This is a genomic window from Bordetella genomosp. 9 (assembly GCF_002119725.1).
Lineage (GTDB): Bacteria > Pseudomonadota > Gammaproteobacteria > Burkholderiales > Burkholderiaceae_B > Bordetella_C.
On the sequence record NZ_CP021109.1, the window covers coordinates 4,117,748 to 4,133,555 of the forward strand.

A 15,808-nucleotide genomic window follows, 5' to 3' on the forward strand; every position below is an offset into this window, starting at 1 on the left:
GGCGCTCAACGCCACGGGCGGCTTTCCCATGATGGCCTTCATCCGATTCGTCGACCGGCTGTCGACCGCCGTGGGAAAGGCGTTCGCCTGGCTGATTCTGGCGTTGACCCTCCATATCTGCTGGGAGGTGTTTGCGCGCTATCTGCTGAACCGGCCCAGCGCGTGGGCCTTCGATCTGCAGATCATGTACTACGGCATCCTTTTCATGATGGCGGGCGCCTATACACTGGCCAAGAACGGCCATGTACGGGGCGACGTCCTGTACGGTTTCCTGCCGCCGCGCGTCCAGGCGGCGCTGGACGTCACGTTGTACGTGGTCTTTTTCATCCCGGGCGTAACGGCCATGGTCTGGGCCGGCTGGTACTACGCCGGCGAATCCATCGCCATCCGCGAACACTCCTCGCTCATGGCGGACGGCCCGCCGATCTATCCCTTCAAGGTTTTCATTCCCGTCGCCGGCGCCTTTCTTCTGCTGCAGGGATTTGCGGAGATCGGACGCTGCATCCTGTGCCTGCGGCGCGGCGCCTGGCCGCGGCGGGCCGACGACGTCGAAGAGGTCGACGTCGACAAGCTCAAGCAGATGGTCCACGTGAAGGACGAGGACATCGCCGCGGCGGACCGCCCGGCCGCCGCCCAAGGACAGCGTTCATGAAAAACGGAAAAGCCGTGTGGTTCGGCTTCGGCTGCATCGCGGTCGTGGTCGCGATGATCGTCTTCCTCACGCCTTGGGCGAACCTCACGTCCGGGCATATCGGCCTGCTGATGCTGGCGCTGATCGTCGTGGCGATCATGCTCGGGTTTCCCACGGCGTTCACGCTGATGGGCATGGGCGTGCTGTTCACATTCTTTTCGTACTCCATGCAGGGGCATGGATTCTCGGCGCGTGCCGTGGAGCAGACCCTGGACCTGATGGTGCAGCGGACCTATGCCACGATGACCAACGAGTCGCTGATTTCCATTCCGCTCTTCGTGTTCATGGGTTATCTGGTCGAGCGCGCGAACCTGATCGAAAAACTGTTCCGTTCGATGCATCTGGCGCTCGCGCGGCTGCCGGGCGCGCTGGCCGTCGCCACGCTGGCGACGTGCGCGATTTTCGCGACGGCCACCGGCATCGTGGGCGCGGTGGTGACGCTGATGGGGCTGCTCGCCATGCCGGCCATGCTGAAAGCCGGCTATGGCGTCGGCCTGACGTCCGGGTCCATCACGGCCGGGGGCTGCCTGGGCATCCTGATCCCGCCATCGGTGATGCTGATCGTCTACGGGGCGACCACCGGCGTCTCGGCCGTGCAGCTGTACGCGGGAGCCATATTCCCCGGCATCATGCTGGCCGCGCTGTACATGGTTTACGTCGTCGTACTGGCGAGCCTGCGGCCGCAGGTGGCCCCGCCGCTGTCCGCCAGCGAACGGCAGATCGCGCTGCCGGAGGAAGCGGCGCGCATGGCCCGGGCGCACCCGGGCAACGCCATGGCGGCGCTGCTGTCCGGCCTTTTCCGCCGGGGCGGCAATGCCGCCTCATCGCGTACCTCCTTTCTTTGGACCTACCTGATCATCGGGCTGACGCCGCTGGCCGTTTTCGCCCTGACCATGGGCGCCCTGCACTACGCGGTGACGCAGCCTCCGGCCACCTACGACATTCCAGCGGAACTGCAGTTGAACAGCGGCGATGCCGCGGCGTTCGAAAGCGGCGGCCTGGCAGAACCGCCGGCTGCAGGAGGATTGGCGGAGCCGCCGGCCGAAGGGCCGACGGAGCTGGCCGGCGCGTCGGCCGCCGCCGGCACGGGCGGCCTCGCCGAGCCGACTGGCAGCGCCGCGCCGAGCGAGCCGCGTGCGGCCGGCGGCAGGGCCGCGCAAGACCGCGCCCCGCCCGCTGCCCATGCCGGCAACGATGCGCCGCGCCAGCCGACGCCCCCGGGGTACTGGATCGCCTTTGCCGGCTGTGCGGCGGCGCTTGCGCTGTTCTACGCCATGCTGAACTGGCCGCGCCTGCAAATCTTTCGCATGCTGGTGGAATCCTTCTTTCCTCTGGCCATCATGATCGCCGCCGTCCTGGGGTCGATCACCTTCGGCCTTGCCACGCCCAGCGAGGCCGCCGCCATGGGGGCCATGGGCGGCGCGCTGCTGGCGCTGGCCTATCGCCGCCTGACGCTGCCGGTGATGAAGGAATCGGTGTACCTGACGGCGAAGACCACCGCCATGGTGTGCTGGCTTTTTGTCGGATCTTCGATTTTTTCGGCGGCCTTCGCCCTGCTGGGCGGGCAGGCGCTGGTGGAATCCTGGGTACTGTCGCTGGGCCTGACGCGGCTGGAGTTCCTGATACTGGCCCAGGTGATCATTTTTCTGCTCGGCTGGCCGCTGGAGTGGACGGAGATCATCGTCATCTTCATGCCGATCTTCGTGCCGCTGCTCACCGCCTTCGACATCGACCCCCTGTTTTTCGGACTCCTGGTTGCGCTCAACCTGCAAACGGCGTTTCTGTCCCCGCCGGTCGCGATGTCCGCCTTCTACTTGAAAGGCGTCGCCCCGCCGCATGTCACGCTGAACCAGATCTTCATGGGGATGCTGCCTTTCATGGGCATACAGGTGCTTGCCATCTTTCTGCTTTACGCTTTCCCGGGCATCGGTCTATGGTTGCCCAAGTTGCTTTACAACTGAGCCCGATGCGGCCCGGCTGGCAGGACGCTTGCTCCGTGTCGTGGACGCTCTTCACATCGTCCCTTCCAGTGAGACCCCCGCACATGAAAGCCCCACGCAACTCATCCGTACGTTTGGCCGCCGGCATCGCGGCGCTTGCGCTGCCGCTTTGCCTGACGTCCATCGCTGCCGCACACCATGGCTGGGCATGGGCCGAAGAAGAGCAGATGCGCCTGAGCGGCGTCGTCAGGAAAGTGGTCATCGCCCCGCCGCATCCATACCTGGACGTCCAGACTGCGAATGACGGCCTGTGGCGCGTCGAGCTGGGCAACCCCACCCAGACGCGCGAGTCGGGTTTCGACGATGGCTCCGCCAAACCCGACGATACCGTCGTCGCCATCGGCAATCGGGCCAAGGACCATGCGGAAAAGCGCATGAAGGCCGTCCAGATTTCGGTGGAAGGCAAGACCTACGATATTTATCCAGAGCGCATCCGGCGGTGAACCTGGACGCCTTCCTGACCTGGGTGGCGGGATTGCCGCCTGCCGTCTTCCTGCGCGATTCCGGCACCGCCTACCTGCTCGTCAATGCGCTGCACATCGCCGCGCTGGGCGTGCTGCTGGGCGCCATCATGGCGCTGGACCTGCGCCTGCTGCGCGCCGGCACGCTGCCCCTGCGCGAGTTCGGTCCTTATCTGTCCCACCTGGCCGCCTGGGCGCTCGCCGTCGCCATCGTCACGGGCCTGCTGCTGTTTTCCGTCAAGCCGGACGAGTACGTCCGCAACCCCGCCTTTCTGATCAAGCTCGTCGTCGTTGGACTGGGCATTGTGAACGCGCTATGGCTGCACGCGGGGCCGCACTGGCGGCGCGCGCTGGCCGGCGATCCGATACCGCCCGCCATCCGCCTGCACGCGGGGGCTTCGCTGGTGTTCTGGCTGGGGGCGGTGTTGGCGGGGCGCTGGATCGGTTTCCTGTGAAAACGCCCCGATCGCTCAATTGCCCTGAGGGCGCATCAGCTTGTGAATGAGGCTCGACGACGTGGCCGCGGAAAACTTGGTCATGAGCCGGGCGCGATAGGTCTCCACGGTGCGGTGGCTCAGGCCCAGCTGGCGGGCGATCTCCTTGCTGGTCCTGCCCTCCGCGATGAGCGTGGCGATCTCACGCTCCCGCACGCTCAGCCCGATGGCGACCGGACGCAGCGAACTGAGGTCCTCGAACGTCCAGATTCCCGCGGCGTGCGGATCGTCCGGGGTCAACGTACGCCCCGTCACCCGGCACCAGAACAGTTCGCCGTCCAGCCGCTTCATGATGCGCTCGTCCGCATACCTGCCGGTTTCGCTCAGCACCGGCGCGAACCGCACACCCGCGTGCTCGAATTCCCGCGTGGTCGGATACAGGGCCTCGAAGGACACGCCGTCCAGCGCGCCCGCGCCGCAGCGGAACATCGCCTCCAACGCGGCGTTCGCGCGCCGCATCACCCGGCGGTTCGACACGCACATGCCGATGGGAGCCAGCATAAAGGCCTGCCTGTAGTCGATGTCCGGTCGCTTGCTCATGCGGCCTCCGATGGCGGTCTCGCGTGACGTATTTTTACTGTATTGCGGCCCGCCCGGTGCAACGCCACCATGGCTGCAGCCGGTTGATCCCATCGGATTCGCGGCCGGCGCCATCCGACTTGCAGAAGGAGATTGCCATGAGCGAGACCGCCATGCGCGGCACGGCCACCACCGCCGGGCCGTATCCCACGCTGTTTTCCCACGTCAAACCCGCCGACACGGTTTTCCGCGCCGGCGGCCTGCGCGACTTCTTCGTCTATCGCGACCTGGGCATCGCCAAGGCCACGCATGGCCGGGTGATCGCCCAACTGGTCCGCGCCCAGAATGCCCCGGAAGCCGGCACCGGCTGGCATATCCATCAGGCAGACTTCCACATCGTCTACATGCTGAAGGGATGGGCGCGCTTCATGTACGAAGACGTGGAAACCCTGGTCAGCGCCGGCGACTGTGTGCACCAGGCGCCCGGCATCCGGCATTTCCTGTTCGATTATTCGCCGGATATGGAGTACCTGGAAATCGTCGGTCCGGCTGACTTCGGCACGGTAGGCGTGGAGGGTCCCGCCCCGGTGCCCGCACCGACTCCCTGGCCCTGAGCGGTTTGGGAGCGGGGCACGGGGCACGGAGCACGGAGCACGGGGCACGGAGCACGGGGCACGGCCCACGGGGCACGGGCCAGCCGGCATGGCGTGGGCGCAGGCCGGCACGTGGCCCGTCAGGCCGCGCTCAGCCGATTGTCGTCACGCCGTTTCCATGCGCCTGAAAGCCATGCGGCGGCATCACGGCATTTTGCGCGCGCTGTCGATCGCCTGGCGCTCCAGCGGCTGAGCGCCCGCCCGCCGGCCTTCTTTGAACTTCATGATCAGATAGGCAACGGCCAGGGCCAAAAACCATACCGGCGTGACCTTCAAGGCGGCGGCCGTGTCCGGCTCTTGCGCCAGCGCCCATATCGTGAAGGCGAAAAAAGCGAACACCGCCGCGACGGCGGCCCGGCCGCCGGGCAGCTTGAAAGTCGAGCGGTCGTGCAGGTCCGGGCGTTGCCGGCGATACGCCAGGTATGAAGCCAGGATGATCGACCAGATGAAAATGAAAAGCAGCGCCGAGATGGTCGTGACGATGGTGAAGGCTTCGATGATGCTCTGTTCCGCATAAAGCAGCACCACGGCCGACAGCAAAAACACGCATGAAAAGAACAACGCGTTGACCGGAACCTTGCGCTTGTTCAATTTGGCGAAGGTTTCCGGCGCCAGCTTCGACGTGGCCAGCCCATAGACCATGCGGGATGACGAATACATGCCCGAATTCGAGCTGGACGCCGCGGAAGTGAGCACCACGAAATTGACCACGTGGGCGGCGGCGCCCAGGCCCGCAAGCGTGAACATGGCCACAAAAGGACTTGCGTTCGGGTCGACCTGGTCCCAGGGAATCACGGTAAGGATGACGAACAGCGCGCCAAGGTAGAACAGAACCATCCGTACGGGAATCGCGTTGATCGCCTTTGGCAGGTTTCGCGCCGGGTCCCGGGTTTCCGCCGCGGCCGTACCGACCAGCTCGATGCCGACGAAAGCGAAAATCGCAATTTGGAAACCCGCGATGAAACCTCGATAACCGTTGGGGAAGAAACCGCCGTTTTCCCAGAGGTGGGACAGCGACGCCTTGGTGCCGTCCGGCAGCGCAAAACCTGTTGAAAGCATGTAGATCCCCGCGCCGACCAGGGCGAGAATCGCGACGATTTTGATCAGGGAGAACCAGAATTCGGTTTCGCCGAAGTTGCGCACGCTGAGCATATTCAGCGTGAGGAGGACGGCGATAACGCCCAGGGCGGGAATCCAGTGCGAAAGATGCGGAAACCAGAACGAGACGTATCCGGAAAAAGCGATCACTTCTGCGACAACCGTCACGACCCAGCAGAGCCAGTATGTCCACCCGGTGAAGAACTGCGCCCATGGCCCCAGGTAAACACCGGCGAAATCCGCGAAGGACCGGAACTCCAGATTGGACAGCAGGATTTCTCCCAGCGCGCGCATCACGAAATACAGCATGAATCCGATGATGGCGTAGATCAACAGGATCGACGGGCCTGCCAGCGATATCGCCTTGCCGGCGCCCATGAAAAGCCCGGTGCCGATCGTGCCGCCGATGGCAATGAGCTGCAGGTGTCGGTTGGACAGACTGCGTGCAAGATGAGGCGTCTGCTCCGCCCGCGAATCAACGGAAGTCTCCGGCTTGATTTCCATTCAATGTCCTTTGATGTCTTGTCTTTATAGGTGTTATCTGTCTTGTGAATTCAGGCGAGCCTGAACCCCGTCCCAAAGACCGCTTACCGCTTCCGGCGTTGCGGACGGGGATATCGGGCCCCGGCACGCGAAGCGCGCGGACTGCCTGGTGGGGAGGATTATGCGTGGATGACCGTTGAAGACCTGTATCACGGCCCGCGGTTTATCGACCGATCCGGCTTGACGGCGCCTTTGATTGCCGCAATCAATGGCGGCGAGGCGCGCCAGGCGTCCGCGTTTCCCTAGGCGGAAGTACGCGCGCGATGGCGGAACGTAGGGGGAGGCCTGGGTCCGACCGGCTGCAGGAAATGCAGCTTGAACCGCTGAAAGGTGGCGCGCCCGACAGGAATCGAACCTGTATCAAGAGCTTCGGAAACTCTCATTCTATCCATTGAACTACGGGCGCGAAGAGGCAGTATTGTACCTAAAACAGGATTTCGCGCTTGAACGCGACGCCGCCCTGGCGCCCGGGCCGGCCTGCCGGGCGCCGCCGCCGCAAGGCCGGCCATCCCCAGCGTTATATAATCCAGCGTTTGCATGCGAGCCGGCGGGGATGAGGAGACCCTTCCTGGTTCGTACTACTTATCCGCCCCAGGCGTCCCCGGTACCCGACAGCAGGATTAGGTTATGAGCAAAGAGCAGGAACACGTACAAGAACACGCTGCACTCATCAAGACCCCGAAGCAGTTGATCGTCACCGTCGTTCTGGCATTTCTGGTCCCGGTCATCATCATCCTGATGCTGGTCAATATGGTGGCCTCCTACGGCCGCGCCGGCGCCGGATCCAACGCTTTCACGCCGGAAGCCGTCGATAAGCGGATCGCCCCCGTCGCGGGCTTCGAGCTCGTCGATGCCAACGCCCCCAAGGTCTTCAAGACCGGCGAACAGGTTTACAGCTCGGTCTGTACCTCATGCCACGCCGCCGGGGTGGCGGGTGCGCCCAAGGTCGGCGACAACGCCGCCTGGGCGCCGCGCATCAAGGAAGGTCTAGAGGCGCTGTTCAATGTTGCCTTGCATGGCAAGGGCGCCATGCCGCCGAAGGGCGGCAACCCGTCGCTGAGCGACTACGAAGTCGAACGCGCGGTGGTGTTCATGGCGAACAAATCGGGCGGCAACTTCAAGGAACCCGAACCGCCGGCGCAGCCCGCGGCGAATCAGGGCCAGGCCGCCGCGCCCGCACCGGCGCAACAGGCCGCCGCACCGGCCGCGGCGCCAGCGCAGGCCCAGGCTCAGCCCCAGGGCGGCGCGAAGCCGCAGGCGCCCAGCCAGCAGCCTGCGGCGCCCGCTACGGGAAGCCAGCCCCCCGCGCAACAGGCACCGGCTGCGCCCGCGCAGCAAGCCGCCGTCAATCCCGCCGGCGAAAAGCTCTACAAGCAGACCTGCTTTGCCTGTCATGGCACCGGCGTCGCTGGCGCGCCCAAGTTCGGCAGCAAGGCTGACTGGGACAAATACATTCAGACCGGCATGGACGCCATGGTGAAAGCCGCCATCGCCGGCAAGGGCGCGATGCCCCCCAAGGGCGGCGCCGCCAATGCTTCGGATGAAGATGTCCGCGCGGCCGTGGAGTACATGGTCAGCAACGCGAAGTAGGCTTGCTGCGGAAAGCCAACGCAAAACAACGAGTCCCTACCCCGCCATCGTGCCGGGTAGGGATTTGTTTTTGATGCGCCAAACGGCTCAGCAGGGCACAGCGCCGGTTTCCGGAATGTGCGCCCGTTGCGACGATGACGTGGGCCGCGATTCGCTCCCGGCCGACGGAGGAAGCGCCCACGGAATTGCGGCACGGGAAGCGGGCGTATCGCCCGTTACCGTCAAGCGTTCAGCGAACATATAGCCGCAGCCGTGGACCGCCAGCAGCGGCAGCTCCATGCCGAGATGGCGGCCCTTGCGCCGCAGACGCGACACCAGGACGTCCATGCCGCGCGGCGCCAGGCGCTTCGCGTCGGCTTCCCGGGGGCCCGGAACTGGGTCGGTTCGCGATGCCGCCGAGCGCGGCGCCGCGGGCGGAGGACGACGCAGAAGCAGTCCAGGACTGGCCGCAATCTGTACCAGGAAGCGGCGTTCCGCGACGGTGAGCCGCAGCGTGCGGTTGCGGGGGTCGGCGAGCAACCCGCTATCGGCGTCCAGGCGCCAGCCACACCGCCCGCGATGATGTGGACCAGGACGGTGCGCTGCCCCGCTTTCGGGTTCGTGGCATGGGCCTTCGCAATGGCCATGGCCCGGGCGGTCGACGCCGCGCCCGTCGATTTCAGGATCGCGATCGGCGCCGCGGCCGTCATTGCGTCTGCCATGGCGGCCGCTATCGCCCATGGAATCCGCACGAAGGTGCAACGGAACGTCGGAGCAATGATCGTGGTTGAACTGACCTTGAACGCCACCCATGGAATGCGTCCGAGAATGCGGCGGGCCGGAAGGATCCAAGCGGCACACATGACGCTCCCAAGACGCAAGAATCGCCGCCAATTCAACGCTATCGATGCCGAGGGGATGGCAGGCATCGGCCCCTGCCGCCATGACCCGCACTCGCCAATAGGCATCCGCGTCGCCATGGGGCGGCGTCCCCAGGGCGATGATCACCGCCGCCGGCGCGACACTACGGACGCCATCCGCATTGCGGGCCAGATCGTCGAGCTGGCCCAGCAGCAGCACGAACACGGAGGGCTGTTGTGCATAGAGGTGAAAGAAGCCCGCCAGGCTGCCGCAGCTGCGCACCGCGTAATCGCGCCTTGCCAATTCCTGGACAAGATTGTCCCGGCCCGCCCGTGCGTCCTGCAGCACAATGACGTTCCGATACTCCACCATGGCTGTTCTCCTACTTACGGCATAACCACAAACGTGATTTATATAAACACCAATGTGGTTGCCCCGCAAGCTTCAATCGGCCCGTGAAGAAATTTTCAGACCGATTGAGGCACGTTCGTGCGTTGCGCGGTTACACCCAGGCGGAGTTGGCGCGCCTGGCGGGCTTGTCGCAAAGCGCGGTGGCCAGCTACGAAAGCGGCGAACGCAAATCCAGCCGCGGGCTTTTCAAGCTCGCCGCCGCGCTTGGCGTCGATGCGCAGTGGCTGGACACGGGCAAAGGGCCGATGGAAAGCGCCTCGGATGTCTACGGCGGCGGCGCGGCCCCGCACCGGTACACGCTGATGGAAGAAGGCCTGCACGGCGCCTTCGCAAGCGCCCGCAAGGACGCCGACTGGCCTTTTGCGAACATTCCGCGCGCACGCTACGAAGCGTTGACGCCACGCGATAAAAGGCACCTGGAAAACATGATGGCGGCGTTCGTCGACGCCTGCCACGCCAACTACGCGGCGAGCCGCTCCAAAAACAAATCGCGCCGCGGCGAATAACGCTCACGGCGCGATTGCTGCGATGACCGCGCGGCGAAGGCGCCGCTTTGCATCGCGCGATGCCGCGCGAAACCCACCCGGATTGCGGGCACCTTGTAGCGCGCACATCCCGGCCGACAAAGCCGGGATACGCGCGTCCGATAGCGGCTCAGCGCGCCGGTGCAGGCGCCCCTGGCGTGGCGCCCGGGGCGGCCGTACCCGACTGCGCCGGCGCGGTGCTGGCCGCCGGGGCGTCGCCCCGAACGCGGGCCGCGATCTCGTTGGCCGTCTGTGCCGTATCCACACTGAAGGCCAGCACGCCGCGATTCAACGGCTCCGCGATGCGCGGCGCGGCCACCAATTGCCCATTGATCACCAGCACCAGCAACTTGCCGACATTCTGAGCGCTGATCTGCGACAGCTTGCGGGCGCCTTCGGGGCTGAAGCGCAGGCCCACGAAATTGTTGCCCTGGCGGTCCACCAGCGCGGCGGCTTCCGTCAGGTCCGCGCGCGTCAGTACCGGGTTCGGCTGCACATACACCGTGGTGTCGGTGAGCTTGACCTGCGTCAGCCCCGTCCCAGGTTCGGTCTGCGCCACGTAAAAGCCGACCGAAGCCGCGGCTGGAGCGGCCTGCGGCGCCGACGGCGCGGTGGCAGCGGGTGGCGTGGCAGCGCCCTGCTCGCCGGCCGTTCCCTTGGCGGCCTTGTTCCCTGGCGTCTGGCAGCCGGCCAGAACGACCGTCGCCATCAACATCGCGGGTGCCAATGTACGGAGTTTGATGTGCATAACGTTTTTCCTATTGGTGAATGAAAGGGGCTGGCGGCGGCGCAATCCCCGGGCCCGGTAACAAAAAAGTGTACAGGGGACGCAAGACGGGGGAGGCGGGAGACTGATTCCAGATGTAATGCCAAGGCTCGGTATCCAGCCTGGCGTCTTCTATACTGTCGCGTGCACGCAGGGGTACTTCCGGTCCCGCGTCGGTCCGTCTTCACGAGTCGATGGCGGCAGACGCGTTCCGGGGGTTGAGAGAGTCCCTTCGTACCAGTACGGATAATGCCGATGCTGGGAGCGTTCCGGCGTAACGCGCCGGAATCCGACCCGATTCGGCTCCAAAACCTCGCTTGGAGCTTCCATGAACGCCAATCCCAAATTCCTGGCCGCCACGGCCGAAGTCGACGCTGCCGCGGTTGCGCCGCTGCCGAAGTCCCGCAAAGTCTATCAGCAGGGATCCCGCCCCGACATCCGGGTGCCGTTTCGTGAAATCGAACAGCACGACACGCCCACCATGTTCGGCGGCGAAAAGAACCCTCCGCTGACGGTGTACGACACCAGCGGCCCCTATACCGATCCCGACGTCAAAATCGATATCCGCCGCGGGCTGCCGGAAGTGCGCCGCGCCTGGATCGAGGAGCGGGGCGATACCGAGCTGCTGGACGGCCCCACCAGCGCCTATGGCCGGGAACGCCTGAACGATCCCAAGCTGACGGCGATGCGTTTCGATCTGCGCCGCCCCCCGCGCCGCGCCAAGGCCGGCGCCAACGTGACGCAGATGCACTATGCGCGCCGCGGCATCATCACGCCGGAAATGGAGTTCGTGGCGATCCGCGAGAACCTGCGCCGCGAGCAATATCTGGAATCGCTGCGCGCCAGCGGTCCGGAAGGCGAGAAACTGGTCAAGCGCATGCTGCGCCAGCACCCGGGGCAGTCCTTCGGCGCCGCCATCCCGGAAACGATCACGCCCGAGTTCGTGCGCGACGAAGTGGCGCGCGGCCGCGCCATCATCCCAGCCAACATCAATCACCCCGAGCTGGAGCCGATGGCGATCGGCCGCAATTTCCTGGTGAAGATCAACGCCAATATCGGCAACTCCGCGGTCAGTTCCGGCATCGGCGAAGAAGTGGAGAAAATGACCTGGGCCATCCGCTGGGGCGGCGACACGGTGATGGACTTGTCCACCGGCAAGCACATTCATGAAACGCGCGAGTGGATCGTACGCAATTCGCCCGTGCCGATCGGCACGGTGCCTATTTACCAGGCCCTGGAAAAAGTCGACGGCAAGGCCGAGGAACTGACCTGGGAGATTTTCCGCGACACGCTGATCGAGCAGGCGGAACAGGGCGTGGATTACTTCACGATCCATGCCGGGGTGCGGCTGCCCTTCATTCCCATGACCGCGGACCGCATGACCGGCATCGTCTCGCGCGGCGGGTCCATCATGGCGAAGTGGTGCCTGGCGCACCACCGCGAGAGCTTCCTGTACGAGCGCTTCGAGGAAATCTGCGAAATCATGAAGGCCTACGACGTCAGCTTCTCGCTGGGCGACGGCCTGCGGCCGGGTTCGGCCTACGACGCCAACGACGAGGCGCAGTTCGCCGAGCTGAAAACGCTGGGCGAGCTGACGCAGGTGGCGTGGAAGCACGACGTGCAGGTGATGATCGAAGGCCCGGGCCATGTTCCGATGCAGATGATCAAGGAGAACATGGATCTGCAGCTCAAGCACTGTCATGAAGCGCCCTTCTACACGCTGGGCCCGCTGACCACCGATATCGCGCCGGGCTACGACCACATCACATCCGGCATCGGCGCGGCGCTGATCGGCTGGTACGGCACCGCGATGCTGTGCTACGTGACGCCGAAGGAACACCTGGGGCTGCCCAACAAGAAGGACGTGAAGGACGGCATCATTACCTACAAGATCGCCGCCCATGCCGCCGACCTCGCCAAGGGCCATCCCGGCGCTGCCATCCGCGACAACGCGCTGTCGAAGGCGCGCTTCGAGTTCCGTTGGGAAGACCAGTTCAACCTGGGCCTGGACCCGGATACGGCGAAGGAATTCCACGACGAAACCCTGCCCAAGGACTCGATGAAGGTCGCGCATTTCTGCTCGATGTGCGGGCCGCATTTCTGCAGCATGAAGATCACGCAGGATGTGCGAGACTATGCCGCCACACACGGCGTCGCCGAGCAGGATGCCTTGCAAAAAGGCATGCAGGAGAAAGCGGTGGAGTTCGTGCGCAAGGGGTCGGAGATCTATCACCAGACCTGACCCGCACCGCTTCAAACCAGGTTTGCCGCCTTGCCCGGCGGCAAACCGCACCCAGCGGCCCCGGGCCGACGACGATACGACAAGATGAGTTTGCTGAAACGCCTGCTGAACCCCAAGGCCTCGCGCGTACTGGACGCCGGGGAGTTTGCCGAGGCATATGCCCGGGCCGCCCGAACACGCTTTCCAAAGGAAGGCATCGCCGTCGCGCCGGAGGTCAGCGGCGGCGCCATACAGGTGCGCTGGTCGCTGCCGGGCGGAGAACAGGCCGTCCAGTCGCTGGGCAATGCGTACAGCGCCTATGGCAAAGCCCCTGCGGACCTCGACGCCATCATCGCGGCGCACCTGGACGCCGCACCGGCCGGCGCCAGACCCGATCCCGCCGCGCGGCGCGCCGCCATTCTGCCGGTGATCAAGACCCGCATGTGGCTGACGGCCGCGACGAAACAACTGCAGGCGGCGGGCACGGGTGAAGGAGAACGGTTCGTCGCCGAGCCGCTGACCGACGACCTTCTGACTCTCTATGTCGAAGATCGCGCCGATGCGATGAGCTATGTCGCGCCCGGCCACCTCGCCGATCTGGAAGTGGCGAAAGAGGCGCTCAAGCCGCTGGCGCTGGGCAATTTGCAACGCATGCTGGCCCAGGTGACCATCGAAGGCGAAGACGGCTGCTATGGCGTGCGCCTGGACGGCAACTACGACGCCAGCCTGGTCTTCCTTTCCGACGAATGGCGGGACCGGGTCCAGATCGACGGCGATCCCGTGATGGCGATTCCTGCGCGCGAAGAACTGCTGGTCTGCGGCAGCAACGACCGGCCGGGCCAGAACCGCATCCGCAATATCGCGGCGCACGTCATGGCGCGCTCCCCATACGGACTGTCGGCGCAGCTGTATGCGTGGCGCGACGGCATCCTGGCGCCGCACGACAACTGAACCGTCCAGAGCAAACGGGTGAAGGAGAAGTGTGCCGCCTTGCCTTCAGGGCGGCACACCGCAGCGCTGCCCCCAACCTGGGGCGCGTTTCCCCGCTTCCGGGAATCATCGTGCCGCGATGTACACATAGGCGCCACAATCCTGCCCACTTCAAAGGAGAGTTTTGCTTATGCACGCGGCACGATCGATTTCCGGGTGTGCAATCGTCGGCGCATCCCCGCTGGCACCGTCCGCGACCGGCGCCGCTGGCGCAACGGCCCCGAACCACGCCGAACAAGGTCCGGACCGCAACGATGCGCAAGACATGCAGCGGCGATTTGCGGCCGTCGGCTCCCAGCCCGCTGATGGCGGCAAGCGTCCGCCGCGGCGCCTCATTCCGGAAATCATCTATTGAACCGGCGGTCTGGCCGATGCCTGGAATAGCGGACCGCCCCTGACCCAGGGTCATTGATGCTGGCCAGCCTCCAGGATGGCCGGGATGCCGGTCCGCCCCGCTTCGGGCAGCAGCATGATCAGCTTCAGGTCCGGATGGGTGGCCAGACGGAACGTAACCTGTTGCAGCCGCAGCAAGCCTCGGCGGGGATGCTGGAATTCCCGCAATCCCCCTTCCCGCTCCACCACCGCGTGCCGGGTCCACCAGTGCGCGAATGAGGGGCTTTCGCGCAACAGCGCATCGACCAGCCGAAGCACGTCGGGTTCGTCCAGGTGCGGACCCGCATCGGCGCGGAATTCCGCCACGACCCGGCGCGCGCGCTGCTCCCAGTCCACCACCAGCGAACGCGCGGCCGGATTCAGAAAGATGTAGCGCAGCAGGTTGGGAGCGGCATCCACCGCCGGCCAGTCGTCGAAGAGTTCGCGCATGGCGCCGTTATAGGCCATGACGTTCCACGTACGGTCCAGCACGTAGGCCGGCGCATCGATGGCATCCACGCAGGCCGACAACACACCCGACACGCCGGCCGGCTCGTCGCGCGGATGCACGGGGTCCGCACATTCGGCAAGCTCGAACAGGTAGGCCCGCTCGGCCCGGTCCAGTTGCAGCACCCCGGCAATACGCCCCCACACCGCCGGGGATACCGAGACCTCGCGGCCTTGCTCGATCCAGGTGTACCAGGTGACGCTGATGCCGCACAGCTGGGCGACTTCCTCGCGGCGCAAACCCGGCGTACGGCGCCGCAGGCCGGCAGGCAGGCCCGCCATCTGGGGAGTGATGCGAGCTCGCGCGTTGCGCACGAAATCGCCCAGGGCGCGGCGGCGCAGCGCGGCGCCGTCAGCGGTCGTGGTCACGGATTGGGTGGCAGTGCTCATACCAGGATAAGGGAGATCTCGTACCCGTATTGAAACGCTATCTTAGCGTCCCGCCGGCGGCGCCGCCGCAGCGGCGACAGCGCCGTCCTGGGGATGCGGCACGGGGACAGCCCCTGCCCGCTTGTAAACTTTCGCGCTGCCGTATGCACAACACCGGGAGCCAGAACATGAATGAAGCCGCCGCCACGCCGTTGCCGGAATCCGCGCAGCGGGTCGCCGCGCTGCTGCGCGAACTGGGGCATGAGAACCCCGTGGTCATCCTTCCCGAAACGGGCAAGACGTCGGCCCAGGCCGCCGCTGGCCTGGGCTGCGACGTGGCGCAGATCGCCAAGTCCATCATCTTCCGCCGGGTGGCCGACGACATGCCGGTGCTCGTGGTCGCCAGCGGGGCCAACCGTGTGGACGAAGCCAAGGTGGCGCGCATTGTGGGCGGATTGGGCAAGGCCGATGCGCGCTTCGTCCGGGAAAAGACCGGCTACGCGATCGGCGGCGTGTGCCCCATTGGACACGCCGTTCGTCCGGTGACGCTGCTGGACGCGGACCTCTTCCGCTATGACGCGCTGTGGGCAGCGGCGGGCCACCCGCAGGCGGTTTTCAAGCTCACCCCGGCGCAATTGGCCGCGATGACCGGCGCACCGGTGGCCGACGTCGCCGAAGCTCCGGCCGCGGCCTGAATCGGCCGCAGGCTCGCCACTGGCCCGCGCCTGCCCGCGGCGCCGGCAGCCCGTCTGGCCCCGG

General features: G+C 65.7%; 15 protein-coding genes and 1 tRNA gene. 10 read left to right on the top strand and 6 right to left on the bottom strand.

Translation table 11 applies throughout. The features are described 5' to 3' along the window. Positions 1 to 28 precede the first annotated feature (28 nt). From CAL13_RS18895 to CAL13_RS18910, 4 genes are all read left to right on the top strand, one after another. A complete protein-coding gene (locus CAL13_RS18895; protein ID WP_086073219.1) occupies positions 29 to 652 on the top strand; it encodes a TRAP transporter small permease subunit in 624 nt (207 codons plus the stop codon). Next, positions 649 to 2,652 (top strand): TRAP transporter large permease, encoded by a 2,004-nt coding sequence (locus CAL13_RS18900; RefSeq protein WP_086073220.1) that lies wholly within the window; start codon positions 649 to 651, stop codon positions 2,650 to 2,652. Before CAL13_RS18895 ends, CAL13_RS18900 begins: the two co-directional genes overlap by 4 nt. Positions 2,653 to 2,735: 83 nt before the next feature. Continuing rightward, entirely contained in the window at positions 2,736 to 3,134 is a 399-nt protein-coding gene (locus CAL13_RS18905) for a DUF6152 family protein (RefSeq protein WP_086073221.1), read from the top strand. Then, a complete protein-coding gene (locus tag CAL13_RS18910) occupies positions 3,131 to 3,607 on the top strand; it encodes a DUF6644 family protein (protein WP_198297867.1) in 477 nt (158 codons plus the stop codon). Before CAL13_RS18905 ends, CAL13_RS18910 begins: the two co-directional genes overlap by 4 nt. A 15-nt stretch (positions 3,608 to 3,622) precedes the next feature. Here CAL13_RS18910 and CAL13_RS18915 read toward each other — a convergent pair whose 3' ends face one another. After that, the gene (locus CAL13_RS18915; protein ID WP_086073222.1) at positions 3,623 to 4,186 is read right to left on the bottom strand and encodes a PAS and helix-turn-helix domain-containing protein; all 564 of its coding nucleotides are present in this window, start codon (positions 4,184 to 4,186) and stop codon (positions 3,623 to 3,625) included. Positions 4,187 to 4,323: 137 nt separating this feature from the next. On the opposite strand from CAL13_RS18915, the gene CAL13_RS18920 reads away from it, so the two are divergent. Further along, complete coding sequence (locus CAL13_RS18920) at positions 4,324 to 4,779, top strand: cupin domain-containing protein (RefSeq protein WP_086073223.1); 456 nt, start codon at positions 4,324 to 4,326, stop codon at positions 4,777 to 4,779. 183 nt (positions 4,780 to 4,962) lie between these two features. On the opposite strand, the gene CAL13_RS18925 is transcribed toward CAL13_RS18920, so the two are convergent. Together CAL13_RS18925 and CAL13_RS18930 are read right to left on the bottom strand one after the other, a co-directional pair. After that, a complete protein-coding gene (locus tag CAL13_RS18925) occupies positions 4,963 to 6,420 on the bottom strand; it encodes an amino acid permease (protein ID WP_086073224.1) in 1,458 nt (485 codons plus the stop codon). 370 nt (positions 6,421 to 6,790) lie between these two features. Continuing rightward, positions 6,791 to 6,865 (bottom strand) — tRNA-Arg (locus CAL13_RS18930). 221 nt (positions 6,866 to 7,086) lie between these two features. Between CAL13_RS18930 and CAL13_RS18935 the strand changes: the two genes are divergently transcribed. After that, complete coding sequence (locus CAL13_RS18935; RefSeq protein WP_086073225.1) at positions 7,087 to 8,049, top strand: c-type cytochrome; 963 nt, start codon at positions 7,087 to 7,089, stop codon at positions 8,047 to 8,049. Between the two features lie 87 nt (positions 8,050 to 8,136). Here CAL13_RS18935 and CAL13_RS18940 read toward each other — a convergent pair whose 3' ends face one another. Next, the gene (locus CAL13_RS18940; protein ID WP_157664900.1) at positions 8,137 to 9,330 is read right to left on the bottom strand and encodes a hypothetical protein; all 1,194 of its coding nucleotides are present in this window, start codon (positions 9,328 to 9,330) and stop codon (positions 8,137 to 8,139) included. 14 nt (positions 9,331 to 9,344) lie between these two features. Between CAL13_RS18940 and CAL13_RS18945 the strand changes: the two genes are divergently transcribed. Continuing rightward, complete coding sequence (locus CAL13_RS18945) at positions 9,345 to 9,806, top strand: helix-turn-helix domain-containing protein (RefSeq protein ID WP_086073227.1); 462 nt, start codon at positions 9,345 to 9,347, stop codon at positions 9,804 to 9,806. 148 nt (positions 9,807 to 9,954) lie between these two features. Here the strand turns inward: CAL13_RS18945 and CAL13_RS18950 are convergent, their stop codons facing one another. Next, entirely contained in the window at positions 9,955 to 10,572 is a 618-nt protein-coding gene (locus CAL13_RS18950) for a SecDF P1 head subdomain-containing protein (RefSeq protein ID WP_086073228.1), read from the bottom strand. Positions 10,573 to 10,918: 346 nt separating this feature from the next. On the opposite strand from CAL13_RS18950, the gene thiC reads away from it, so the two are divergent. Both thiC and CAL13_RS18960 read left to right on the top strand, forming a co-directional pair. Then, positions 10,919 to 12,832, top strand: a complete 1,914-nt coding sequence (thiC, locus tag CAL13_RS18955) for a phosphomethylpyrimidine synthase ThiC (RefSeq protein WP_086058763.1) — start codon at positions 10,919 to 10,921, stop codon at positions 12,830 to 12,832. Between the two features lie 84 nt (positions 12,833 to 12,916). Beyond that, on the top strand, positions 12,917 to 13,762 hold the full coding sequence (locus CAL13_RS18960) for a hypothetical protein (protein WP_086058764.1): 846 nt from the start codon (positions 12,917 to 12,919) through the stop codon (positions 13,760 to 13,762). A 444-nt stretch (positions 13,763 to 14,206) separates the two neighbouring features. Here CAL13_RS18960 and CAL13_RS18970 read toward each other — a convergent pair whose 3' ends face one another. Then, on the bottom strand, positions 14,207 to 15,070 hold the full coding sequence (locus CAL13_RS18970; protein ID WP_086073230.1) for a helix-turn-helix transcriptional regulator: 864 nt from the start codon (positions 15,068 to 15,070) through the stop codon (positions 14,207 to 14,209). A gap of 167 nt (positions 15,071 to 15,237) precedes the next feature. Here CAL13_RS18970 and CAL13_RS18975 point away from each other — a divergent pair, with 167 nt between their 5' ends. After that, positions 15,238 to 15,744 (top strand): YbaK/EbsC family protein, encoded by a 507-nt coding sequence (locus tag CAL13_RS18975; RefSeq protein WP_086059608.1) that lies wholly within the window; start codon positions 15,238 to 15,240, stop codon positions 15,742 to 15,744. Positions 15,745 to 15,808: the final 64 nt, after the last annotated feature.